A 16400-nucleotide genomic window follows, 5' to 3' on the forward strand; every position below is an offset into this window, starting at 1 on the left:
GAAGGCGCAGGTCGGGGGTGCTCCCCGGCGGTTCGGCCGCTGGTCCGGCGGCGCGCTTGCCCCTGTACTGGGTCGATGAACACCGCACCGCGCCCGCTGGTGGACCGCTTCGGTCGGGTCCACACCGACCTGCGGGTCTCGCTGACCGACCGCTGCAACCTGCGCTGCACCTACTGCATGCCGGCGGAGGGCCTGGACTGGCTGCCCCGTGCGGAGGTGCTGGACGACGACGAGGTGGTCCGGCTGGTGCGGATCGCGGTGCGGCGGCTCGGGGTGCGCTCGGTGCGGCTCACCGGCGGGGAGCCGCTGCTGCGCCGGGGGTTGCCCGGGCTGGTCGGACGGCTGGCTGGGCTGGGGGTGGAGCTGTCGCTGACCACGAACGGGATCGGCCTGGCACGTACGGCCGTTCAGCTCCGGGAGGCCGGGCTGGGGCGGGTGAACGTCAGCCTGGACACGCTGCGCGCGGACCGGTACGCGGCGCTCACCCGGCGGGACCGGATCGGCGACGTGTTCGCCGGACTGGCGGCGGCGAAGGCGGCCGGACTGGACCCGGTGAAGGTCAACGCCGTGCCGGTGCGCGGGGTGAACGAGGACGAGATCCCGGAGTTGGCGTCCTTCGCCGTCGAACACGGCTACCGGATGCGCTTCATCGAGTCCATGCCGCTGGAAGCACAGGGGAGTTGGGACCGGGCCGCGATGGTGACGGCCGACGAGATCCTGGCCCGGCTGGGCGAGCGCTTCGACCTCCTGCCGGTCGGACGCAGCGGCAACGCCCCGGCGGAGGAGTGGCGGATCGCCGGGACGGACACGGTGATCGGGGTCATCGCCTCCGTCACCCGCCCGTTCTGCGGCGGCTGCGACCGGGTCCGGCTGACCGCCGACGGGCAGCTGCGCAACTGCCTGTTCGCCACCGAGGAGTCCGACCTGCGCGCCCTGCTGCGCGGCGGCGCGGACGACGGCCGGATCGAGGAGGCCTGGCGGGCCTCGGTCGCCGGCAAGGGGCCCGGACACGCCATCGGCAGCGCCGACTTCGTCCGGCCCGAGCGGCCGATGTCCGCGATCGGCGGCTGAGCGGGCGTCACCGAGGCCGACCGGAAGGCCATGCCGCAGCAGTGCGGAAGTCGAGGAACAGGGGGCGCGCCGCGCGAACGCGGCACGCCCCCGGGGGGAGTCGAGTCTCCGGGATCAGGGTTTCCCGGAGCGTGGACTCCCGGGTGAGGACTCCGGAGCCCGGTCCGGGAGCGGGGATCAAGCTCCCGGATCAGGATTCCGGAGTCAGGGCTTCGGGGCCGTCAGGACTTCGGGGTCGTCAGGTCGTAGAAGGTGGCGGTGCCGACTGTCCTGGCGGTGAAGTGGCCGGTCACCCAGGCCTCGATCTGGGCGGCCTCGGTCTGCTGACCGCCCTCGTCGCCCTCGCCGCCCGCGCCGCCGAAGCCGCGGTGCGAGCCGCCGGCGATGAACCAGTGCACCTTGCCCTCCTGGACGTACTTCTGGAAGCCGTCCAGGCTGAGCGAGGGGTCCGTGCCGTTGAAGCCACCGAGGGCCATCACCGGCTTGCCGGTGGCGAGTTGGTAGCTCGCGGCGTTCTGCGAACCGGTGGTGGCGGCCGCCCAGGTGTAGTGGTCGGCGTCCTGCGAGAGCAGCGCCGCGGCCTCGTCGCTCACCTTGGTGCCGCCGAGCAGGCCGCCCATGCCGCCGGCGAAGCCGCCCGGGCCGGTGCCCTCGGGGTCCTGGCCGCCGGGGAAGCCGTTGGCGCCGGGGGCGCCGTTGCTGCCGCCTCCGGCACCGCGCTCGTGGTGGCTGCCGGGGGTGTTGGCGCCGCCGGAGCCCCGGCCGGAGCCGTGGGTGCCCTGGCCGCCGGGGAAGCCGCCGGGGAAGCCCTGGCCGTTCTGACCGCCCTGGCCGCCGGGGAAGCCCTGGCCGCCGAAGCCGCCCGGACCGCCCTGACCGCCCTGGCCGAACATCCGGCCGTTGCCCATCGCGCCCTTGCCGCCCTTGCGCCCGAACGATCCCGGCCCGAACGCGCCCTTCACGGACGGCCCGGCGGTGATGATCGAGCCGTTGTGCGCGGTGCTCACGGTGTCCACCGCGTACGCGGCCGGACCGCCGAACGCCGCCGCCAGGCCCACCAGGCCCGCCACCGAGGCGATCCGCGCGCCGGTCCGGCCGGAGACCCTTCCGGCGTACTGCCCGGCGACCAGTGCGGCCGCCGCCGCCAGCCCGCCGACCAGCACCGCCCAACGCAGCCAGGGCAGGAAGCCGGAGCTGCGGCCGAGCAGGACGAACGCCCACCCCGCCGTCACCGCGAGCACGCCCGCCAGCAGCAGCGCGTACGGGAGCCGGTGCCGCGCCCGCCACAGCCCGTCCGCGCCCATGCCGACCAGCGCCGCGACGGCCGGGGCCAGCGCCACCGTGTAGTACTGGTGGAAGATCCCGGACATGAAGCTGAAGATCAGCGCGGTGGAGATCAGCCAGCCGCCCCAGACCAGGAACGCCGCGCGCGCGGTGTCCGGACGGGCGTGGCGGCGGGTCGCCCACAGGCCGACCACCAGCAGGATCAGCGCGGCCGGCATCAGCCAGGCGATCTGCCCGCCGATGTCGCTGCCGAACAGCCGGGTGATGCCGGTCTGGCCCCAGCCCCGGTTGTGCATCGCGCCGGCCGGCAGGTCGAGCCCGGCGGGGAGGTGTCCGCCGCCGCCCACGCTGCCGCGCTCGTTGCCGTCGACCCGGCCGAGGCCGTTGTAGCCGAAGGTCAGGGACAGGAAGCTGTCGTCCTGCGAGCCGCCGACGTACGGGCGGGCCGAGGCGGGCAGCAGCTCGACGATCGCCACCCACCAGCCGGCCGAGAGCACCAGGGCCAGGCCCGCGAGCAGGGTCTGCCGCAGCCGCCGCCAGAAGCCGGTGGGGGCCACGACCAGGTAGATCACCGCGAAGGCGGGCAGGATCAGGAACGCCGCCAGGGTCTTGGTGAGGAAGGCGAAGCCGAACACCGCCCCGGTGAACAGCAGCCACCGGGTGCTCGCCGTCTCGATCGCCCGCACCATCCCGTACGCGGCGACGGTGAGAAGCAGCACCAGCAGCGCGTCCGGGTTGTTGAAGCGGAACATCAGCGTCGCGACCGGGGTGAGCGCCAGCGCGGCGCCGGCCAGCAGGCCGCCGAGCGGGGAGAAGCGGCGGCGCACCGTGGCGTACAGCACGCCGACGGTGGCGGCGCCCATCAGCGCCTGCGGGGCCAGGATCGACCACGAGGAGAGGCCGAAGATCCGCACCGACAGCGCCATCGGCCACAGCGACGCCGGGGGCTTGTCGACGGTGATGAAGTTGCCGGCGTCGGAGGAACCGAAGAAGAAGGCCTTCCAGCTCTGGCTGCCGGCCTGGACGGCGGCCGAGTAGAAGGCGTTGGCCCATCCGGAGGCGCCCAGGCCCCACAGGTAGAGGACGACGGTCGCGGCGATCAGTGCCAGCAGGGCCGGGCGCACCCAGCGCGGGTCGTCCGCCCGGCCGCGCCAGGCGCGGGCCGGGAGGGTGCGCAGCCGTCCGGACCAGGAGGCCGGGCCCTTGGGGCCGACGGGCGGCAGGGGCTGCTCGGGGAAGAGCGGCGCCGGGGCCGGCCGGCTGGTGTCCGGCTGCGGCATCTCCGGCGGCGGGTAGTTCGCGGCCTCGGGCCACGGATCGCCGGCTGGCGGGGAGTAGCTGCTCGTGGTCATGCGCCATATGGTGCGTGGCGCGGCTGAGAGAACCGTGAGACGAGGCTTTGACTTCCTCCCCCGCCTGAGGGCGGGGGAGCCCCCTCAGCCTTGCGGCTGAGCCGCTGCGCGTGAGCGCACCGGTTGGGATGCTTCCTGTTTCACAGCCGACAGCGGAAGGGATGCCCCTTGCCGTCTTACACCAGCTCCGCAGGCATCGCCCGAGTCGCCTCGGGCTACGGCTCGACCAGCCGCAAGGATGTTCTTCGCCGCATTGCTGTCCCGGTCGTGCCGGGTGCGGCAGGCAGGGCATGTCCAGTGCCGGGTGCTGAGGCTGAGTTCAGCGAGCAGATGTCCGCAGCCACTACAGGTCTTGGACGACGGGTACCAGCGGTCGATCACGACGAGCTGTCGGCCGTAGCGCTCGCACTTGTACTCCAGCTGTCGGCGGAACTCGCCCCAGCCGACGTCGGAGACGGAACGGGCCAGTTTCCGGTTCTTGGCCATGCCTGCCACGTTCAGGTCTTCTATGGCGATCACGCCGGCCTTGCGGACCAGGTTGGTGCTGGCGCGGTGCAGGAAATCCTGGCGGGCGCTCTTGACCTTGCGGTGGGCGCGGGCGACCTTCGCCTTGGCCTTGGTTCGGTTGTTGGAGCCGCGCTGGCAGCGGGCCATCCTGCGCTGGTACCGCTTGAGGTTCGCGAGCTTGCGTTCCAGATGCCGGGGGTTGGCGATCCACTCCCCATCCGAGGTCACGGCGAAGTCCTTCAGCCCGAGGTCCACGCCGATGGCGTGGCCGAGCGGTTCCAAAGCGGTGTTCTCATCGGTGTCCAGGGCGAAGGTCACGTACCAGCGGCCGTCGGGGTCGCGGGAGACGATCACCATCGTCGGGTCCAGTGCGGTCACGTCCACATCGCCGAACGACCACACGAAGACCAGCGGCGCACTGGTCTTGGCCAGCCACAGCTCACCCGCTTTCATGCGGAACGCGGAGCGCGTGTAGTGCGCGGACTGCCGCGCGGTGCGGGACTTGAAACGCGGGTACTTCGCCCGTCCGGCGAAGAAGTTCGAGAACGTGGCGCAGTGTCTGCTGCAACGGCACCGACGACACCTCGGACAGGAACGACAGGTCGTCCGTCTTCTTCGGCGCCGTCAGCGCCGCGTCGGTCTGCTTGTACGAGGTCTTCACGCCGTCCCGTGGTACGCCCGGTGGCGTTCCGCGAGGGTCTTGTTCCACACCAGGCGCACGCACCCGAACGTGCGGCCCAGCATGGCCGCCTGCTCAGGGGCCGGGTATGCCCGGCACTTTTACGCCACCCTCACGGCCCAAGCCTTACACATGGAACCCGCATGAGTAAGACGAACCGTCAAACTCGCTTCCGAGCCTCGCTCTCAGAGCCGTCCCGGCTTCTACGGAACCCCGATTCATCCCCGGCCAGAAGACCGGGGCCTCCTCGGGAGGATCAGGTGATCTGCGCCGCTTTCTCCGTATCCCCGTTTCCCCGGGACGGTGCCCTGGGTGGGTCCTACGCGGCGGCCGGCATGGTGATGTGCTTGCCCAGCCACTCCAGGGCCGGGGGGATCTCCCGGGTCCAGGTGTGGAAGTTGTGGCCGGCGGTGTCCAGGGTGATGGTGGACATCTTGGTGGGGGCCTTGAAGGCGGCGACCATGGCCTTGGTCTCGTCGTAGTTGTTCTCGTCGTACGCGGTGGTCAGCAGCAGCGAGACCGGGGCAGCCGGCTGGTTCTTCAGCCGCCACAGCAGGTCGTTCTCCTGCTTGAGCTTGTCGTCGCCGCCGAACAGGTCGCCGGTGGTCGGGTCGTGGGCGGCGCTGTAGTAGCCGGAGAGCGCGACCGCCGCCGGGTAGGAGTCGGGCTTGCGCAGCGCGAACTTGAGCGCGCAGTAGCCGCCGGTGGAGTTGCCGATCACGGCCCGGTTGGCCGGGTCGGTGCCGATCCGGTAGGTGGTGGCGAGGGCCTTGGGCAGGTCGCTGGTGAAGAAGGTCTCGACCTGGGGGCCGTTCGGCACGTCGACGCACTCGGTGTCCCGGTCGCCGACCAGGGTGGGGCGGGTCATCACCAGGATGGTCGGCGGCAGCTTCTTCTGCTCGATGGCGTCGAGGGTGGACGCCGGGTACTGCATCAGCGAGATCAGCTTCTCCGGGGTGCCCGGGTAGCCGGTGAGCACCACGGCCATCGGGAAGCGCTGCTTGGCGTAGCCCGGCTGGAAGTACTGCGGCGGGAGGTAGACGTACGCCTCGGTGCTCAGGCCGCTGCCGGCTCCTTTGACGTCGACCTTCTGGATCAGGCCGGAGCGGTCGCGGTCCGAGCCCTGGGCCGAGTAGAACTTCTGCTCACCGGTGATGGACACGCCGGAGGCGTTGGGCTGGTGGTCGACCACCGTGCCGAGCCCGCCGCTGGTGCCGAGCAGGTCGGTCCAGGAGCTGTAGAAGCCGAAGTAGCTGTTGGCGATCAGGCCCATGGCGGCCAGCACCGAGAGCTGGGTGGCCAGGAAGGCGCCGATCCGGCCCAGCCAGGACTTCCAGCCCTTCCCGCCGAACTTCGGCCAGAACCACATGGTGGCGGCGAAGACGACGATCGCGATGACCGAGGCGATGATCTGGAGGGGGAGTCCGGTGAGACTGAGCACGGGCCCGATCGTAGTTGACCCGGATGGGTGGGCCGGGGCGGCCCCTTCGGGTGATCGGCCGAAACGGGTTGACCGGGATGGTTCGTGGTCGGCACCATGTCGCAGGGCGTGTGCACGCAGTGTGCGCCGGGCGTCACTGGGGTGGGATCATGAAGTCCATCGGCAAGGCCGGTCTGGCCATCGGTTCGGCGCTGCTGCTCGCGGCCTGCTCGGGCGGGTCGACCGGCGGTACGGCGGCGGGCGGGGCCACGTCCGCGGGCGGGCCTGCCTCGAAGGCCACGCCGAGCGAGGTGCCGTTCGGCCCGGTGCTCAGCAAGAACATCGATCCGGTCAACAGCGCGCTGGCCCAGATCCCCGGTGCCAAGAGCCTGAGCGACTTCGACGCCGTGCTCAGCACCCTCGGCACCGCCGCGCACAGCGCTTACAGGGCTCTGGACATCGCGGACGCCCCGGCCGCGGTCACGGAGGACAGGCATGACCTGGCGATCGCGCTGAGCGTGTTCCAGGACGACGTCGCGGGTGTCCGTGGCGCCATCAAGGCCAGGGACGTCTGCGCCCTGAGCTCGGCGGAGGCCAAATTGGGTGCCTCGCAGGGGCTGGCGTCGGTGTCGGCGCTCCTCACCAAACTGGCAGCGGCCGGTTACTCGGCGAGCCTCACCGTCCCCGAGCTGCCCAAGCAGCAGTCCCGCTCGCTGGACAACGGCACGATGGTCAGCACGGGCAAGCTGCGCGGCGAGGGCGTGTTCAAGGTCGACAACGGCGGCAAGACGGATGCGGTCGTCTCGCTCGTGCTGAACGGCAAGACGGTGCACTCGATGTTCGTGGCCAAGGGACAGAAGGCCAGCATCGAGGGCGTGGAGGACGGGACGTACGACGTCTACGTCTCCGAGGGTGCGGACTGGGACTCCGCGACCAAGGCCTTCACGCAGAGCTGTGCGTTCACCAAGTTCGAGGACAACTTCCCGTTCGAGACCGGCAGTACCTCGACGTCCTGGTCGATCACCCTTCAGCCGGTGGCCGACGGCAACGCCAAGACCAACGACGTGGACCCGAACTCTTTCCCGCAGCCGTAGTCCGTAACGGGCATACCGGGACAGGTGGTTGTCATTCGATGGCACAACATGCGCCAGCCAGTGGCGAGTTGTGCAGGAACCGTTGACCGCTTGAAGTGACCATGGCACTTTCGTGCGGGCGCGGACCTCGGCGACCAGCCGGGCACTCCGCGATCCCCCACAAGGAGAGCCATGTTCAAGAGACTTGTCGCGGTGGCCGGCACGACCGCCGTCGTCGCGGGCGGGCTGGCCTTCGCCGCCGCCCCCGCGCACGCCGTCCAGGCGGCCGACCTGACGTCGACCATCGCCCTGGACGACTGCTCGGCCTCGCTGGTCCGGTTCCCCGCCTCGGTGGACGGGGACCGGGCCATGATGCTCACCAACGGACACTGCCTGCCCACCATGCCCTCGGCCGGCCAGGTCATCCAGAACGTCAGCGCCAGCCGCAGCGGCACCCTGCTGGACGGTGCCGGCAACAGCCTCGGCACCGTCCAGGCCGACCGGGTGATCTACGCGACGATGACCGGCACCGACGTCGCGCTCTACCGACTCACCGACACCTACGGCTCGATCACCTCCAAGTACGGCGCCACCGCGCTGACGATCAACGACGCGCACCCCGTCGACGGATCCTCGATGTACATCCCGTCCTCGTACTGGAAGCAGGTCTGGAACTGCTCCGTCAACGGGTTCGTGCCCACCCTGCGCGAGGACCAGTGGACCTGGCACGACTCGCTGCGCTACAGCTCCGGCTGCAACACCACGCACGGCACCTCCGGCTCGCCGATCATCGACTCCGCGAGCGGGCGGATCGTCGGCATCAACAACACCGGCAACGACGACGGCCAGATGTGCACCCTCAACAACCCGTGCGAGGTCGCCGCCGACGGCACCACCACGGCCACCAAGGGCCAGAGCTACGGCGAGGAGACCTACTGGTTCACCACCTGCCTGAACTCCAGCCGCGCCGTCGACCTCACCGTGCCCGGCTGCCTGCTCACCAAGCCGGCCGGCGCCGCCGTCTCGGTGGCCAGCCCCGGTGACCAGTCCACGGCGGTCGGCGGGGCGGTGAACCTCCAGATCAACGCCTCCGGCGGCACCGCCCCGCTGACCTACGCCGCGAGCGGCCTGCCGGCCGGGCTGTCGATCAACTCCTCGACCGGCCTGATCTCCGGCACCGTCTCCACCGCCGGCAGCTCCACCGTGACCGTCACCGTCACCGACGCCGCCGGCAAGTCGGCCACCACCAGCTTCGGTTGGGCGGTCGCCACCGGTGGTGGCGGTTCCTGCACCCCGGCGCAGCTGCTGGGCAACCCGGGCTTCGAGACGGGCTCGGCGGCGCCGTGGGCGGCTTCGAGCGGTGTGATCGACAACAGTTCCTCCGAGCCGGCCCACGGCGGCAGCTGGAAGGCGTACCTGGACGGCTACGGCAGCAGCCACACCGACACGCTGTCCCAGTCGGTGGCGATCCCGGCGGGCTGCAAGGCGACGCTGAGCTTCTGGCTGCACATCGACACCGCGGAGTCGGGCTCGACGGCGTACGACAAGCTGACCGTGTCGGTGAACGGCACCACGCTGAAGACCTACTCCAACGTGGACGCCGCGGCCGGCTACCAGCAGCGCACCTTCGACCTCTCGGCCTACGCGGGCCAGAGCGTCACCCTGAAGTTCACCGGCGTCGAGGACTCCTCGCTGCAGACGAGCTTCGTGATCGACGACACCTCGATCCAGACCAGCTGACGCCAAGTCAGTAGCGGGGCGCGGCGGCGTCGCCGTCGGGCCCCGCCGTTGCTCAGATTTCGTTCAACTCCCGTAGACCACAAGGGTCGATGGTTAGGCTGCCGACTAAGACGAACGGGCTGGGGGCGAAGACGAGTGACTGACCTGGATTTCGAACGCAAGATGAATCCGTGGCTCTTCGACAAGTCGGGGAACCTGACAGAAGACGCGAAGAAGCAGTTCCCGGACCTCGCCGCCGCCGCGGCCGGTGCGGCGTCCCCGGGGTGGGAGCCGACACCGACACACGTGTCGGCCGCCGGTACGACGGTGAGGGTGAGCCCGGACGCGCTGCGGAAGGCGTCGGGCAATGCGAGCACCCTCAACACCAACTTCGACAAGGCCTGCAAGGAGGTCTGGAAGGACCAGCCGGGCGCCACCCAGGGCATGTCCAAGAGCTGGAAGATCGTCGGCGCCCTGTCCACCGCGCAGGACGTGTGGGCCGCGCAGGCGCAGGCCACCGGGGGACTGCTCGGGCGCATCGCCAGCGTGCTCTCCATCAACGCCGAGCAGTACGCGCAGACCGACCAGGCGAACGCCAACAACTTCCCCACTCCCTGAGGCCGGTGGCATGAGTACCTATTCCGATCTGCGTCGGGATTCGTTCCAGGGCCTCGAAACCCTGGCCACGGCTTTCGAGGGACTGGTCCGCAACTGGAAGTTCTCCTCGGAGCTCACCGGCGACGTGATCACGCCGTTGCAGGGTTCCAACTGGAACGGCGACGCGGCCGAATCGGCCGCCCCGGCGGTCACCAAGGCACGCAACGAGCTCGATGCGGCGTTCGAGGAGGCCAGTGCCATCGCCAAGGCGTTGCGGGAGGCACACACCGAACTCGCCGCCTCCCGAGCCGACTTGGACGCGGCCCTGAAGAAGGCCGCGGACCACTCCCTGACGGTGGACGCGAACGGTGTGAACGTCAGCTGGCCCGCGCCGGCCAGCGAGGTGGAGAAGAACGACCCGTCCTACGAGCAGACGTACCGGAGGCTGGCACAGGAGGTCGGCGTCGACATCTCGAAGGCCGTGGCCCGGGCCGAGGCGGCGGACGCCGCTGCCGCCACCGCGCTCGGAGGCGCGACCGGGACGGACCGGACGGCCTTCCGGCCGTCGTCGGGACCGGAGGAGCAGGGCAAGCAGGCAGCTGACCTGTTGAAGCTCGCCGGCAACATCAGCGACGCCCAACTGGACCAGCTCAACAAGCTCCTGAAGGACCACGCCAACGACCCGCAGTTCACCACCGCCTTCTACAACCGGCTGGGGCCGGACGGATTCCTCAAGTACTACGGCCAGTTGGCCACGGTCTCGACCTACAAGGACGGCAACAAGCGGCCGCAGGCCATTGCGGACCTGCAGAAGAACCTCGGCCTGGCCCTGGCCAGCGCCACCGACAGCCACAACCTCCCCCATCTGTCCGACGAATGGGAGGCGGGGCTGCGCAAGGCCGGCTACGCCCGGCAGGACATCTGGCCGCCGAACACCTCACCGCACAACCTCAACCCGTTCGGCTACCAGATCCTGTCGAACATCCTGCGCAACGGCACGTACGACTCGCACTTCCTCAACCCGATCGCCGAGCACGTCACCCAGCTCAGTCTGGGGCCGGGGCAGTGGACTTCGGACCGCTGGAGCCCCGACGAGTTCCGCTACCTGAAGTTCCTCGGTCTCCCGGCGGGTGCGGGGGAGGGTGGCTTCAACCCGATGGGCGGGGTGTTGGACGCGCTCGCGCACAACCCCGAGGCGTCGGTGAAGTTCTTCCACGGACCGACCACGCTCTACAACCTCGACGGCACGGTCAAGGGCTTCAGCTGGGACAACCACTACATCAAGGACCTGGCCAGGCCGGGCGAGGACTCACCGCTCCGGGACACCTGGCCGGGGCACGACGTGATGCACGACCACGCGGGGAAGTCCACCGTGTTGTCCTTCGGCAACGCCCTGGAGGCGGGTGTCACCGGCCGCCCGTTCGGTTCGCAGGACCAGCTTGCACCGCACACCGGGGAGCAGGCGGCGATGATGCAGACGGTGGTCGACGTCTTCGGCAGCAAGGAGGGCCCCAAGTCGCTCCGCCCCGGCGGGGAGTTCGCGGGCATCGCGCCCAGCCTCGGCCACATGGCGGCCGCGTACATGGGCGACGTCCAGGGCGCGCTCAGCCCGGACGACAAGGCACTGCCGCGCTACGGCACCCCGGCGAATCTGGATTCTGGGAACACCGCGAAGCTCCTGGGCGCGCTGGGCCGCAACCCCGAGGCCTTCGGCGCCATCGCGCAGGCCCAGCAGGCCTACACGACGGCGCACATCCAGGACGTGATCACGCACCGGGCTGACTACGGCGCCCACTCCGACGCGGCCGTGCACAACGCGGCGCACGCGGGCGGCGAGGTGGCCGGAATCATTACGGCGGCCCGGACTCAGGAGATCGTGCACGATGCGCGGGCTCAGACGGAGGCGTACAACCACGCCCTCGACGAGAACGCCGTATGGGGCAAGTCGGTCTGGCTCATGACCGGCGGCGAGGTGGTGAAGGGCATCCCGATCGTCGGTCCCGGCATCTCGGAACCGGTGAAGCACTTCATCGACGATCTGGCCCACAACTACCACATCGAGGCGAACTTCGCAGACCCGGCCACGATCTCGCAGATGGACGGCGCGAGCGCGGCGGCGGCCGCCGCCAAGACCGCGGTGGTCAACGCCGCTCAGGGGACAGGGCTGAGCGACACGGAGATCGAGGCCATGGCTGCGGACACCGCGAACCAGGTGCGCTATGCCCATACCAATGGCTCGACGCTGTTCACGACGGCCATCAATGACTGAGCGCAGGCGGCTCCGGCGGCGGTGGCTCGCCGCCGGGATCGCGGCGGCGGTCCTCCTTGCTGGGGCGGTGTTCGGGTGGTGGTGGCGGTCGGATGAGCCGCCGGCCGAACTGCCCGCCAGCGCCTGTTGGTGGGTGCTCACCAGGGACGACCTCAAGCCGCTGGCAGAGCACGTGCACGGGACGTTCGTCGAGAGCCAGCCACACGACGAGCACCTCCAACCGAACCACGGCGACATCGACTGCGTGCTCCGGAGGAAGTCGGGGGAAGGCCTGGGGGAGAGTCTCCTCTGGGTCCAGGTGGATGCGCAGCCTGATTTCATGTGGAAAGACAAGTACGGCCCGGATGCGTCGAGTAGTGGCCCGGGAATCAACCGACTGGACTTCGGTCCGGACGTACAAGGGTGGGTCGGGCGGCAGTTCGTCCAGATGGCGTTCAGGTGCGACAACCCGGAGAACGCCGCCAGGCGCTTTCCGTACACGACGGTCGGGATCAGGTCCGGCGAGGCCACCGAAGCGACGTCGGAGAAGGTCCACCGGGCCGTACTGGACATCGCGCTGAAGTACGCGAAGGCCGTCGTGGCGAGCTACCCGTGCTCGAACCCGTTGCACCTGCCGGACAGCGTTCCGCAGTCGGCGACGAACTTCCCGCCGCCGGGGCCCTGACCGGATCGGGGTCCCTTAAGCTCGTCGGATGATCGACCCGATAGAGCTGGTGATATTCGACTGCGACGGCGTCCTTGTGGACAGCGAGGTGATCGCCGTCCGCGTCCTGGTGCAGCTGGGGGAGGAGTTCGGCTGGCCGCTGACCGAGGCCGAGGTGATCGAGCGGTTCGTCGGGCGGTCCGAGGCGGCCAACCACGCGGTGGTCGCCGAGCGGCTCGGTGAGGAGGCCGCGACGCTGTTCGACAAGCGCTTCCGGGAGCTGCACGCCGAGGCCGTGGACGCCGGGTTGACACCGGTGGACGGGCTGGTGGAGGCGCTGGACGCGATCCGGCTCCCCACGTGTGTGGCGTCCAGCGGCAGCCACGAGAAGATGCGCCACACCCTGGGCCGTACCGGACTGTACGGCCGCTTCGAGGGCCGGATCTTCAGCGCCACCGAGGTCGGGCGCGGCAAGCCCGCGCCCGACCTCTTCCTGCACGCCGCCCGCAGCATGGGCGTCGACCCGGCCCGCTGCCTCGTGGTCGAGGACAGCGGGCCCGGCGTGCAGGCCGCCCGCGCTGCCGGGATGCGGGCGCTCGGCTACGCGGGCGGCGTGACGGCGGCGGAGCGGCTGGCGGGCCCGGGCACGGTCGTCTTCGACGACATGCGCGAACTGCCCGCCCTGATCGCCGCCTACCAGGGGTAGCGGCCGCCGTCGGGGTGGACGAACTGGCCGCTGGGCCCGGCCAGGGCCTCGCCCAGCTGCCGGGCGATCCGGCGGCCGCCCTCCTCGACGCTGGACGGCCCGGAGTGGTGGCTGAGGTCGGTCACGCAGTGGCCCGGCTCCAGCGAGCTGACCTTGATGCCCTCGGCGCGCAGGGTGCGGGCGTAGACCAGGGTGACGGCGTTGAGCGCGACCTTGGAGGTGTTGTAGCCGAGCAGGTTCGCGTGGTCCCAGATCGGCGAGTCCGGGTCGGCGAGGAAGGAGAAGCTGCCGAGGCCGCTGGAGACGTTGCCGATCAGTCCGGCCGCCGACTTGCGCAGCAGCGGCAGCATGGCGTTGATGACGGCGACGGCGCCGAACACATTGGTCTCGTAGGTCTCGCGCAGGTCCTCGACGGGCAGCTGGTCCGGGGTGGTCCCGAAGTCCCGGGTGATGCCAGCGTTGTTGACCAGGGTGTCCAGCCGGCCGTACTCGGCGGCGATCAGTTCGGCCGCGGCGGCGATGGTCGCCGGGTCGGTGACGTCCAGGCGGACGTAGCGGGCGTCCAGGCCCTGCCCGGTGAGGGAGTCGGCCGCCGCGGCGCCCCGCTCGGGGTCGCGGGCGCCGAGCAGCACGGTGTGTCCGGCGCGGGCGAGTTCGCCGGCGGTGGCCAGGCCGATGCCCTTGTTGGCGCCGGTGATCAGGATGATGCGGTTGGTCGTCATGCCTCGACTCTGGCCGGGCGGCGCCGACGCCGGGAGGGCACTGTCGAGGGTGGTACCGACAGTCCCATGGTCGCGGCGCGGCTGCCGGGCCAGACTTGGGGGCGTGGAACACGTGGACCGGGCGGAGCTGGCCGCCTTCCTGCGGCGCTGGCGCGCCCGCATCCAGCCCGCCGACGTCGGCCTGCCGGCCGGTGGCCGGCGCCGCACGCCGGGCCTGCGCCGCCAGGAGGTCGCGCAGCTCGCCGGCATGTCGGTGGAGTACTACATCCGGCTCGAACAGGGCCGCGGCCCGCGCCCGTCCCGGCAGATGATCGGCGCGATCAGCCGGGCCCTGCGGCTCTCCGAAGACGAGACCGCCCACCTGCACCACCTGGTCGGTGAGCCGCCGCTGCCGCCCAGCGTGATGTCCCGCGACGTACGGCCCGGCATCCTGCACCTGCTCGACCGGCTGGACGACACCCCGGCCCTGGTCTGCAGCGCCGCCCGCGACGTTCTCGCCTGGAACCCCATGGCGGCCGCCCTGCTCGGCGACTTCTCCGCCGTGCCGCCCGGCGAGCGCAACCTCACCTGGCGCTTCTTCACCGACCCGGAGTCACGCGCCCGCTACGACCCGGACGGCGCGGCCCGCTTCGCCCTCCGCGTGGTCGCCGACCTGCGGGCCGCCACCGCCCGCTACCCCGCCGACAGCGGCCTGCGCACCCTGGTCGAGCGGCTGCACGCGGCCAGCGCCGAGTTCCGCGAACTGTGGGCCCGGCAGGACGTCGAGATCCGCCAGTCGACCCACAAGCGCATCCTCCACCCGGTGGTCGGCCCGCTCGACCTCGACTGCGAGGCCCTGCACGATCCGCACCGGGACCAGTGGACGATCTTCTTCACCGCCGCGCCCGGCACCCCCTCGCACTCGGCGCTGCGGCTGCTCAAGGTGGTGGGGAGTCAGGACCTCGCGGTGCGCGGGTGAGCCGCCGACCGCAGGGCGGGGACGGCGAGGTCGAGGAAGTCGCGTACGGGGCCAGGGCGGTCGCCGTGCTCCGGGACGGCACACCGACCCTGCCCTGAAAACCTCAGTACCCGAACGTGCGCTCCGCGCCGTCGCGCGCCGGCCAGGCTCTGTCATCGGCGGCCAGCCATGGCTCGTGCGCGGCGGCGGCGGGAGTTGTCCCGGTGAACGCGCGGACGTCGTGGTGGAGGTGGGACTGGTCGGCATAGCCGCCGCCCGCGGCCACCTGCGCGGGGGTGTCTCCGCGGACCAGGCGATGGATGGCGTGATCGAAGCGGACCAGCATGGCGGCGCGTTTGGGCGCCAGGCCGATCTGCGAACCGAAGCGTGACCACGTGCGCTGCCGGCTCCAACCGAGCCGGCCCGCGAGCTCGCTCACGCGGGCCTGTCCGTGACTGGCGACGATCCGGCGGCAGGCCCAGGCCACTTCGGGATCGACCTCCCTGCCCGCATGGAACCGGGTCATCAGTTCGGTGTCGATCAGCGCGAAACGCTCCAGCCAGGTTCGCGCATGGTGAAGCCGCTCCCGCAGGCGCGGCGCGGCACGACCCCACAGGTCGTCGAGCGCGATGACGCTCCCGCGCAACTCCGCGAGCGGGAGTCCGAGTACGGGGTGCGCGACGAGCGGAGACAAGCGTATCTGCACACACTCGACGTCCTCGGCGCACACCTGGAAGGCGCTGAAGCCGAGCCCGGCGATCAGGCTCTCCGACCGCGTTCGGCCGACCGCGCCGTGGATGTCGAACGGGCGGTCACCGAACTCGACAGCCACGGTGACGGCTGGGTGAGGAACGGCTCGTAGGTCGATCGGGCTGCCACCGCGAACGCGGAACCCGGCCATGTCGACACCGGGCAGCGCGGTCACCCGTGACGGTCGCGCGATCTCCCAGGCAGCGGTGGAGTCTGCCGTCCGGACAACAGGTTGCCCGACGTCCGGGGCATGACCTACCGCAGCCTCACCGCGACCGACGAGGCGTCCAGCGCGTACCTGAAGGAACGACCCATCCCCGACCGGCTCGCCGGCCTCGGCCTGCCGACCCTGGTGCTCTTCGGCTCCCAGGACCACCGCTGGCGTCCCTCCTCGGCCCAGGACTATCGCCAAGTCCCCCACGCCCGCATCGAGATCCTCGACGGAGTCGGTCACTCCCCCATGCTCGAGGACCCCGACACCACCGGAACCCTCCTCCACGGCTTCGCCGTCGAAACCGCGCCACACTGATCACTCACGGGTCAGGGTCCACCGCTGGTCCTCGACACCGTGGGCGGCCGGCTCAGCGGTCAGGCCCCCACCCTGCGCATTCCGCGTACCACCGGCGCACCACAGGGAGGATCACCACTTGGCGCCACCCGACAACAGCACG

At 70.8% G+C, this 16400-nt stretch carries 12 protein-coding genes and 3 pseudogenes; 10 read left to right on the forward strand and 5 right to left on the reverse strand.

The annotated features are described in order from the left end of the window. Window positions 1-75: 75 nt before the first annotated feature. Window positions 76-1071, forward strand: coding sequence for a GTP 3',8-cyclase MoaA (gene moaA / locus O1G21_RS29470; protein ID WP_270147943.1), 996 nt, complete (start codon window positions 76-78; stop codon window positions 1069-1071). A gap of 221 nt (window positions 1072-1292) precedes the next feature. On the opposite strand, the gene O1G21_RS29475 is transcribed toward moaA, so the two are convergent. From O1G21_RS29475 to O1G21_RS29485, 3 genes and pseudogenes are all read right to left on the reverse strand, one after another. After that, the gene (locus O1G21_RS29475; protein ID WP_270147945.1) at window positions 1293-3707 is read right to left on the reverse strand and encodes a glycosyltransferase family 39 protein; all 2415 of its coding nucleotides are present in this window, start codon (window positions 3705-3707) and stop codon (window positions 1293-1295) included. A gap of 84 nt (window positions 3708-3791) precedes the next feature. Continuing rightward, window positions 3792-4958, reverse strand: a pseudogene (locus tag O1G21_RS29480) (RNA-guided endonuclease InsQ/TnpB family protein). 254 nt (window positions 4959-5212) lie between these two features. Further along, a complete protein-coding gene (locus tag O1G21_RS29485; RefSeq protein WP_270147947.1) occupies window positions 5213-6334 on the reverse strand; it encodes an alpha/beta hydrolase in 1122 nt (373 codons plus the stop codon). 149 nt (window positions 6335-6483) lie between these two features. On the opposite strand from O1G21_RS29485, the gene O1G21_RS29490 reads away from it, so the two are divergent. From O1G21_RS29490 to O1G21_RS29520, 7 genes and pseudogenes are all read left to right on the forward strand, one after another. Then, entirely contained in the window at window positions 6484-7407 is a 924-nt protein-coding gene (locus O1G21_RS29490) for a hypothetical protein (protein WP_270147949.1), read from the forward strand. A 171-nt stretch (window positions 7408-7578) separates the two neighbouring features. After that, window positions 7579-8196: pseudogene (locus tag O1G21_RS29495) on the forward strand (trypsin-like peptidase domain-containing protein); the annotation flags it as partial. A 216-nt stretch (window positions 8197-8412) separates the two neighbouring features. Then, window positions 8413-9126: pseudogene (locus O1G21_RS29500) on the forward strand (putative Ig domain-containing protein); the annotation flags it as partial. A 135-nt stretch (window positions 9127-9261) separates the two neighbouring features. Next, entirely contained in the window at window positions 9262-9723 is a 462-nt protein-coding gene (locus tag O1G21_RS29505; protein ID WP_270147951.1) for a WXG100 family type VII secretion target, read from the forward strand. A gap of 10 nt (window positions 9724-9733) precedes the next feature. Then, entirely contained in the window at window positions 9734-11971 is a 2238-nt protein-coding gene (locus O1G21_RS29510) for a hypothetical protein (protein ID WP_270147952.1), read from the forward strand. After that, complete coding sequence (locus O1G21_RS29515; RefSeq protein WP_270147954.1) at window positions 11964-12635, forward strand: hypothetical protein; 672 nt, start codon at window positions 11964-11966, stop codon at window positions 12633-12635. Before O1G21_RS29510 ends, O1G21_RS29515 begins: the two co-directional genes overlap by 8 nt. A 28-nt stretch (window positions 12636-12663) precedes the next feature. Then, a complete protein-coding gene (locus O1G21_RS29520) occupies window positions 12664-13320 on the forward strand; it encodes an HAD family hydrolase (RefSeq protein WP_270147957.1) in 657 nt (218 codons plus the stop codon). Here O1G21_RS29520 and O1G21_RS29525 read toward each other — a convergent pair. Beyond that, window positions 13308-14042 carry an SDR family NAD(P)-dependent oxidoreductase gene (locus O1G21_RS29525; RefSeq protein ID WP_270147958.1) on the reverse strand — a complete coding sequence of 245 codons (735 nt, stop codon included), beginning with the start codon at window positions 14040-14042 and terminating at the stop codon, window positions 13308-13310. The genes O1G21_RS29520 and O1G21_RS29525 overlap by 13 nt on opposite strands. 103 nt (window positions 14043-14145) lie before the next feature. Here O1G21_RS29525 and O1G21_RS29530 point away from each other — a divergent pair, with 103 nt between their 5' ends. After that, complete coding sequence (locus tag O1G21_RS29530) at window positions 14146-15000, forward strand: helix-turn-helix transcriptional regulator (protein ID WP_333493510.1); 855 nt, start codon at window positions 14146-14148, stop codon at window positions 14998-15000. Window positions 15001-15103: 103 nt separating this feature from the next. Here the strand turns inward: O1G21_RS29530 and O1G21_RS29535 are convergent, their stop codons facing one another. Beyond that, on the reverse strand, window positions 15104-15904 hold the full coding sequence (locus O1G21_RS29535) for a helix-turn-helix domain-containing protein (protein ID WP_270147960.1): 801 nt from the start codon (window positions 15902-15904) through the stop codon (window positions 15104-15106). A gap of 75 nt (window positions 15905-15979) precedes the next feature. Between O1G21_RS29535 and O1G21_RS29540 the strand changes: the two genes are divergently transcribed. Further along, entirely contained in the window at window positions 15980-16258 is a 279-nt protein-coding gene (locus O1G21_RS29540; protein ID WP_270147961.1) for an alpha/beta fold hydrolase, read from the forward strand. Window positions 16259-16400 lie beyond the last annotated feature (142 nt).

Source organism: Kitasatospora cathayae, assembly GCF_027627435.1.
GTDB classification, from domain to species: domain Bacteria; phylum Actinomycetota; class Actinomycetes; order Streptomycetales; family Streptomycetaceae; genus Kitasatospora; species Kitasatospora cathayae.